This is a genomic window from Streptomyces anandii JCM 4720, from assembly GCF_014650655.1.
In the GTDB taxonomy this organism is placed as follows: Bacteria; Actinomycetota; Actinomycetes; order Streptomycetales; family Streptomycetaceae; genus Streptomyces; species Streptomyces anandii.
This window is the reverse complement of the sequence record NZ_BMVJ01000018.1, coordinates 58,048-65,238: the sequence shown is the minus strand read 5'-3', so window position 1 is coordinate 65,238 and position 7,191 is coordinate 58,048. Positions and strand designations below refer to the sequence as shown.

General features: G+C 71.2%; 8 protein-coding genes. 5 read left to right on the top strand and 3 right to left on the bottom strand.

The features are described 5' to 3' along the window. From IE249_RS27035 to IE249_RS27025, 3 genes are all read left to right on the top strand, one after another. The coding region (locus IE249_RS27035; protein ID WP_189708808.1) for a LysR family transcriptional regulator at positions 1-884 on the top strand (884 nt) is incomplete at its 5' end. Between the two features lie 88 nt (positions 885-972). Next, positions 973-1,455, top strand: coding sequence for an NUDIX domain-containing protein (locus IE249_RS27030; RefSeq protein WP_189708806.1), 483 nt, complete (start codon positions 973-975; stop codon positions 1,453-1,455). Positions 1,456-1,629: 174 nt separating this feature from the next. Next, on the top strand, positions 1,630-2,496 hold the full coding sequence (locus tag IE249_RS27025; RefSeq protein ID WP_189708804.1) for a GNAT family N-acetyltransferase: 867 nt from the start codon (positions 1,630-1,632) through the stop codon (positions 2,494-2,496). Between the two features lie 34 nt (positions 2,497-2,530). Here the strand turns inward: IE249_RS27025 and IE249_RS27020 are convergent, their stop codons facing one another. Beyond that, on the bottom strand, positions 2,531-3,739 hold the full coding sequence (locus tag IE249_RS27020; protein WP_189708802.1) for an MFS transporter: 1,209 nt from the start codon (positions 3,737-3,739) through the stop codon (positions 2,531-2,533). A gap of 142 nt (positions 3,740-3,881) precedes the next feature. Between IE249_RS27020 and IE249_RS27015 the strand changes: the two genes are divergently transcribed. After that, a complete protein-coding gene (locus IE249_RS27015) occupies positions 3,882-4,346 on the top strand; it encodes a MarR family winged helix-turn-helix transcriptional regulator (RefSeq protein WP_189708800.1) in 465 nt (154 codons plus the stop codon). A 57-nt stretch (positions 4,347-4,403) separates the two neighbouring features. Further along, positions 4,404-4,856, top strand: a complete 453-nt coding sequence (locus IE249_RS27010; RefSeq protein WP_189708797.1) for a GNAT family N-acetyltransferase — start codon at positions 4,404-4,406, stop codon at positions 4,854-4,856. 57 nt (positions 4,857-4,913) lie between these two features. Here the strand turns inward: IE249_RS27010 and IE249_RS27005 are convergent, their stop codons facing one another. Together IE249_RS27005 and dnaB are read right to left on the bottom strand one after the other, a co-directional pair. After that, positions 4,914-6,302: a serine hydrolase domain-containing protein gene (locus tag IE249_RS27005; RefSeq protein ID WP_189708795.1), complete on the bottom strand. Its 1,389-nt coding sequence runs from the start codon at positions 6,300-6,302 to the stop codon at positions 4,914-4,916. Positions 6,303-6,360: 58 nt separating this feature from the next. Further along, a partial coding sequence (dnaB, locus tag IE249_RS38635; protein WP_229859351.1) for a replicative DNA helicase occupies positions 6,361-7,191 on the bottom strand: 831 nt, incomplete at its 5' end.

Sequence of the window (7,191 nt, the reverse complement as noted above, 5' to 3'; positions counted from 1 at the left end):
CGTTCGTGACCGTGCACCGGGCGGGTTCGTTCACCCGGGCCGCCGCGCTGCTCGGCCTCTCCCAGCCGGCCGTCACCTCCCAGATCCGCACGCTGGAGCGGCAGCTGGGCCGGCCTCTGTTCCTTCGCCAGGCCCGCGGCGTCACGCCGACGACCATCGGGGACGAACTCGCCCACAAGGCCGCGCCGCACCTGGACGCCCTGGTGGAGATCACCGAGTCCGGTCTCGACGAGGAGTCCCACTTACGCACGCTGCATCTGGCCGGGCCGCCCGAGTTCACCGCGGGGCGGGCGTTGCCCGCGCTCACCGGGCTCGCCGCCGAGGAGGGACAGGGCTTCGCTCTGCGCGCCACCTTCGGCACCGCGGAGGAGGTGCTGGAGGGGCTCTCCGCCGGGCACCACGATCTGGCCATCAGTACGGCCCGCCCGCGTGGGACGCTGCTCACCGGGGCTCCCCTGTGCGACGAGGAGCACGTCCTGGTCGCCGCCCCGCGCTGGGCGTCCGGGACGGGTGCGCCGAAGGTGCGCCGCGAGGACGTGTCCGCGCTGGAGGACGTCCCGGTGATCGAGGTCCACGAGTCGCTGCCCTTCGTCTCCCGCTACTGGGCCTCCGTCTTCGACGCGCGGCCGGCCGTGTCCGGCACCGTGATCGTCCCGGATCTGCGCGCGGCCCTGGCCTGCGCGGTGGCGGGCGCGGGACTCGCGGTGCTGCCCCGCTATCTGTGCGCCGAGGCCCTGGGCCGCGGTGACGTCGTGGCCCTCCATGAACCGGCGGTGCCACCCCTGCGGACGTATTTCCTGGTGGTGCGCACCGGCACGCTGGCGTTGCCGCACGTCGCCCGGGCCCACGAACGACTGTTCCAGGCGGCGGCGGACTGGAGCTGAGGGCCCGCCCCGGGGCGGTCACCCGCTGAGCCCACGTGGTCGCATTTCGCGATGTTTCACGTGGAACCAGCCGGGCCACATTTCTCCCATGACCGTCCGACCCGTGGTCAAGCGCACCGCCCGCGCCGTTCTCCTCGACGGCGATGACCTGATCTTGATCAAGCGCACCAAGCCCGGTGTCGATCCCTACTGGGTCACTCCCGGTGGCGGGGTCGAGCCGAGTGACACGACCGTCGTCGACGCCCTGCACCGCGAGGTGTACGAGGAGCTCGGCGCGAAGGTCACCGACGTGGTGCCCTGCTTCGTGGACACCGTGGAGCACATCGGCGAGGACGGCGGCGCGACCGGCGTCAAAGTGCAGCACTTCTTCGTCTGCCGGCTGGAGTCCATGGACCCCGCCCTGCGGCACGGGCCCGAAATCGACGAGCCCACCGGCGAGTACGAGATCGTCCGCGTGCCCTTCACCCGGGTCGGCATCGCCTCCGTCCACCTCGTCCCGCTCTCGCTGCGGCACTACCTGGACGGCAACATCGAGGGCGTGCGCGCCATGCACGCCCCTGACCTGGGCTGACCGTGAGCCCTGCCGACGGTGTGACGTTTCACGTGAAACGCCCGGCAGGTTCTCCAGCGGGGCGAACCTGACCTCGAGCCCGCCGCCCGGTTGGGCCAGGAGATGGCCAAAACCACGTACGTCTCCCCCGAAACGGGTGGACGCCGGGGGCGCCCATCGGACAGCCTGACCTGCGTGTCGACTCCTTCTCCCGCCGCTTACCCCATCCGTCGTCTGACGCCTCGCGACCTCACCGCGTGCGCCGACTTGTCCGAGGACCGGGGGTGGCAGCGCGAGGAGCACAAGTGGGGCCTTCTCCTCACGGCCGGGCAGGGCTACGGCATCGACGACCCCGAGGGGGGACTCGTCGCCGCGTGTGTCATCACCGAGTACGGCCCGCAGGGCCGCCCGGATCTGGGCGCCGTCGGCATGGTCCTGGTGGCCGCACGGCATGCCCGCCGGGGTGTCGGACGCCGCATGATGCGCCATGTCATGTCGACGATGGGCACCACCCCGCTGACCCTGTACGCGACTCCCTACGGCCGCCCGCTGTACGAGGAGCTCGGTTTCAAGGTCATCGGGCGGGCGGAGATGGTCTGCGGTCACTTCACACCGGAGGCGGCGCCCTCGGCGGTCGCCACCCGGGCGGCGACCGCCGAGGACCTCACCCGCATTCTCCGGCTCGACGAGGAGGTGTTCGGGGTCGACCGGACTCCCCTCGTCGCCCGGCTGCCCGCGTTCGCCGACCAGCTGCGGGTCGCCGAGGACAACGGCCGCCTCATCGGATACGCGGCCGCCTGGCCCAACATGGACACCCACGTCGTGGGTCCGCTGATCGCCCGGGACACGGAGACCGCGAAGGCCCTGGTCGCCTCCCTCGCCACCCACACCGACCGGCCCTTGCGGACCGACGTCGACCTGCGCCACGAGGAACTGCTCGGGTGGCTCAAGGAGCGCGGGCTGGCCCCCGTCGTCATGAACGACGTCATGACCTACGGCATCGGGGAACTGCCCGGTGACTGGTCTCGCCGCTTCGCCCCGCTGACCGTGGCGGCGGGCTGACCGGCCGGCACGGCTGAAGCGGGGTACGGGCGGGTCACTGGTGGACGGTGGTCCGCCGTCCGGCCGGTGTGCCGGCGGCGACGACGACCCCGGCCGTGGGCTTGCGGCGCTCCAGCGCGGAGGAGAGGACGGCGAGCACCAGGGCGCCCGCCGCGAGCGCAGCCCCCACCCAGTTCGGCGCGGTGTAGCCGAGGCCGGCCGCGATGACGAGGCCGCCGAGCCAGGCGGACAGCGCGTTGCCGAGGTTGAAGGCGCCGATGTTGACGGCCGATGCGAGTGTCGGGGCGCCGTGCGCCTGGTCGAGGACGCGCTTTTGCAGGGGCGGGACGGTGGCGAAACCCAGGGCGCCGATCAGCACGATCGTGACGGCCGCCGCGGCCTTGTTGTGCGCGGTGAGCGTGAAAAGCGCGAGGACGACCGCGAGGGCGCCGAGAGAGACGTACAGCATGGGCATCAGGGCCCGGTCGGCGAACCTGCCGCCGACGAGGTTGCCGCCGACCATGCCGAGTCCGAAGAGGACCAGCAACCAGGTGACGGAGCCGTCGGCGAACCCGGTCACACGGGTCGCCATCGGCGCGATGTAGGTGACGGCCGCGAAGACACCGCCGAAGCCGAGCACGGTCATCGCCATGGCCAGCAGCACCTGTGCGTTCTTGAAGGCGGCCAGCTCGTGGCGCAGGCGCACACCCTCGGGCTTCGGCATGTCGGGGACCAGCCGGGCGATTCCGGCCAGGCCCACGACGCCCAGCGCGGCCACGAGGGCGAAGGTGACCCGCCATCCGACGGTCTGCCCGACGAGGGTGCCGAGCGGCACGCCGACCACGTTGGCGACGGTCAGGCCGGTGAACATCATGGCGATGGCGCCGGCCTTCCTCTCCGGGATGACCAGGTCCGCGGCGACGACGGAGCCGATGCCGAAGAACGCGCCGTGGGCGAGTGAGGCGACGACCCGGCCGATCAGCATCACGGAGAAGGCCGGCGCGAGCGCGGAGAGCAGGTTGCCCGCGATGAACAGGCCCATGAGCAGCATGAGCATCCGCTTGCGGGACACCTTGGTGCCGAGGACGGTCATCAGCGGGGCGCCGAACATGACGCCCAGCGCATAGCCGGTGACCAGAAGCCCGGCCGTGGGGATGGAGACTCCGAAGTCGCCCGCGACCTCGGGCAGCAAGCCCATGATCACGAACTCGGTCGTTCCGATTCCGAAGGCCCCGATCGCCAGGGCCAGCAGCGCGAGAGGCATGAGGGGTGACACCTTCCGAAAGATTGCAGATGCGCTTTGCGTGCGTTCACAATAATTGCAGACGCGGGCTATATGCAACCGCCGTCTATTGCGGCGCTGCCCTATCCTGGGAACAAGCCGCTCCGGGACGGAGGAAACGCCAATGACAGCGACGGACCCCGCGCTCACCGCCCTGGCCCAGGGCTGGTCCGCCCTGGCCCTGCTGCACGGGAGGATCGAGGCGCACGTCGAGCGCGCCCTGCAGACCGGCCACGGCCTGAGCGTGCGCGAGTACTCACTGCTCGACGTGCTCAGCCGGCAGCACGACGGCGAGGGCGGCCATCTGCAGATGAAGCAGGTGGCCGACGCGGTGGTCCTGAGCCAGAGCGCCACCACCCGGCTGGTCACCCGGCTCGAGGACCGCGGCCTGCTGGAGCGGTATCTGTGCCCCACCGACCGCCGTGGCATCTACACCAACGTCACCGGAGCCGGGCTGAAGCTCCTCGAAGCGGCCCGGCCGACGAACGACGCCGCCCTGCGGGAGGCACTCGACGAGGCCGCCAAGAACCCGGAACTGGCGCCCCTGGTGCGGGCGGTGGAGTCACTGCACGCACCGGCCCCGGCATGACACGCACCCGCTCCTCCTTCACGGCACGCACCGCCAGGCGCCCCTACAGTGCGCAGCATGGAAGATCTTGAAATACGCGCCGCCGTCGCGGGCGACGTGCCCGCCATCGTCGGGATGCTCGCGGACGACCCGCTCGGCGCCCAGCGCGAGTCGCCGGACGACCTCACGCCGTATCTGACCGCCCTCGAGCGTCTCAGCGCCGACCCCCACCAGCATCTGATGGTCGCCGTGCGCGGGGAGCGGGTGGTCGGAACACTGCAGCTCTCGGTCGTTCCCGGACTGTCCCGGCGCGGTGCCACGCGCTCGATCATCGAGGGCGTACGGATCCACGCCGACGAGCGCGGCAGCGGCCTGGGCACACGGCTCATCGAGTGGGCGGTCGACGCGTCCCGCGACCTGGGCTGCGGTCTTGTCCAGTTGACGTCGGACAGGACACGGACCGACGCGCACCGCTTCTACGAACGGCTGGGCTTCGAGCCCTCGCACATCGGCTTCAAGCTCCGGCTCTGACGGCGAAGGGTGGGTCTGTTTCACGTGAAACAGACCCACCCTTCGCCGGTCAACCGGCTATTGGCCGATGCCACGCCATCCCTCGGGATCGACACCGCCGGGGATACGGGCCTGCTCGTCGTAGGGCCGGCGGGTGAAGACGAACGACCCGAGGTCGAGGTGGTCCACCGACCCGTCCGGGCGCCGCACGATCCTCAGCGACTCCCCGGTGTAGTAGCCCTCCAGCCCCGTCCATGTGCCGTCGCCGTTCGGACGGAACCGCGAGCGCCGGCCGTTGCCGGTCAGCGGTTCCAGCGAGAGGAGGCCGTCGGCGGACAGGCGCAGTCCGAAGCCGTATGTCCCCCAGTACCACTGGCCCGTCAACTCCAGCAGGGCCGGGTCCACTTGACGCAGCGGGCGCCACGGCCCGGGAATCCTCGGCTCGGCCTCGGCGACGATGCGGACGAGGTCGGCCGCGGTCGTCCACATCAGTGGCCCCGATGTGCAGTTGGCCAGCGCGACGGCCGCGATGTCGTCCTCCACGCCGATGGTGAGGCCCGCGAGGAAGCCCGGCAGCGACCCGCTGTGGCCCACGAGCAGCCGGCCGTCCCTGTGCTCGATCTGCATGCCGAGGCCGTAAGTGGACCCCGACGCGAGGTCCGCCGCCTCGGCGGGCGCGGCGGGTGTCCTCATCTCCCCCACCGACGCCGCGCTCAGCACCCGGTCGTCCCCACGGGTGAGGAAGACGGCGAACCGGGCCAGGTCGCCGGTGGTCGACCAGAGTTGGCCGGCGGGCGCCATCCGGCCCAGGTCCTCGGCCGGTTCCGGCATCAGGACATCGGCCCAGGGATGCACCGCCCATCCGCCGGCGTGCGGGGCCTCGGGCCGGACGCCGGTGCGGTGAAGACCGAGCGGTTCGAGCACCTCCCCGCGCAGCACCTCCTCCCACGGCGCTCCGCGCACTTCCTCCACGAGCGCGCCCAGCAGGGTGTAGCCGGGGTTCGAGTAGTGGTGGAGCCGGCCGACCGGATGCAGCAGCGGCCGCTCGCCCAGAACATCGGCCAGCTCCGGGCGCAGGGACCCCGGTGTCCGCTCCCACCAGGGCGCCGGCGACTCGGCCGCCAGGCCGCCCGTGTGCGCGAGGAGGGAGGCGATGGTGGCCTCGCCCGCCCCGGTGCCCGGCAGGTGCTTCTCCAGCGGGTCACCGAGGTCCAGGAGACCCTCGTCGCGCAGCCGCAGCACCAGGACCGCGGTGAAGGTCTTGGTGATCGAACCGATCCGGTACTGCGTGTTCTCGTCCGGACCGTGCCCGTCCACCGAGGTCCGCGCTCCGTGCCACACCGTCCGCCCGTCCCGTACGACGGCGGCGACGAGCGACGGGGCCCGCCCATCGCGCTGCGCGACGGCGACACGGTGCAGCAGCGCCCGCCGCGTACCCGGCAGCAGGTCTTCGTGCGAAGTCGTCATACGCACAGTCCACCCCGGCCGACACCCCGCGTCGAGCGCATTTCGCCGCAGCGGTGGATCAGGTCTGCGCCATGTCCACGAAGCGCGAGTAGTGGCCCTGGAAGGCGACGGTGATCGTCGCGGTCGGGCCGTTTCGGTGCTTGGCCACGATCAGGTCGGCCTCACCGGCCCGGGGCGACTCCTTCTCGTAGGCATCCTCGCGGTGCAGCAGGATGACCATGTCGGCGTCCTGCTCGATGGAACCGGACTCACGCAGGTCGGAGACCATGGGCTTCTTGTCGGTGCGCTGCTCGGGGCCACGGTTGAGCTGGGAGAGCGCGATGACCGGGATCTCCAGTTCCTTGGCGAGCAGCTTGAGGTTCCGGGACATGTCGGAGACCTCCTGCTGACGGCTCTCGGCGCGCTTGGAGCCGCCGGACTGCATCAGCTGGAGGTAGTCGATGACGACCAGCTTCAGGTCGTTGCGCTGCTTCAGCCGGCGGCACTTGGCCCGGATCTCCATCATCGACAGGTTCGGGGAGTCGTCGATGTAGAGGGGGGCCGCCGAGACGTCCGGCATGCGGCGGGCCAGGCGCGTCCAGTCCTCGTCGGTCATCGTGCCCGAGCGCATGTGGTGCAGGGCGACTCGGGCCTCGGCGGACAGCAGCCGCATCGCGATCTCGTTGCGTCCCATCTCCAGCGAGAAGATGACGCTCGGAAGGTTGTGCTTGATCGAGGCCGCCCGCGCGAAGTCCAGTGCCAGGGTCGACTTGCCCATCGCGGGACGGGCGGCGATGACGATCATCTGCCCGGGGTGCAGGCCGTTGGTCAGCGAGTCGAAGTCGGTGAAACCGGTCGGCACGCCGGTCATCTCCCCGCTGCGCGAGCCGATCGCCTCGATCTCGTCGAG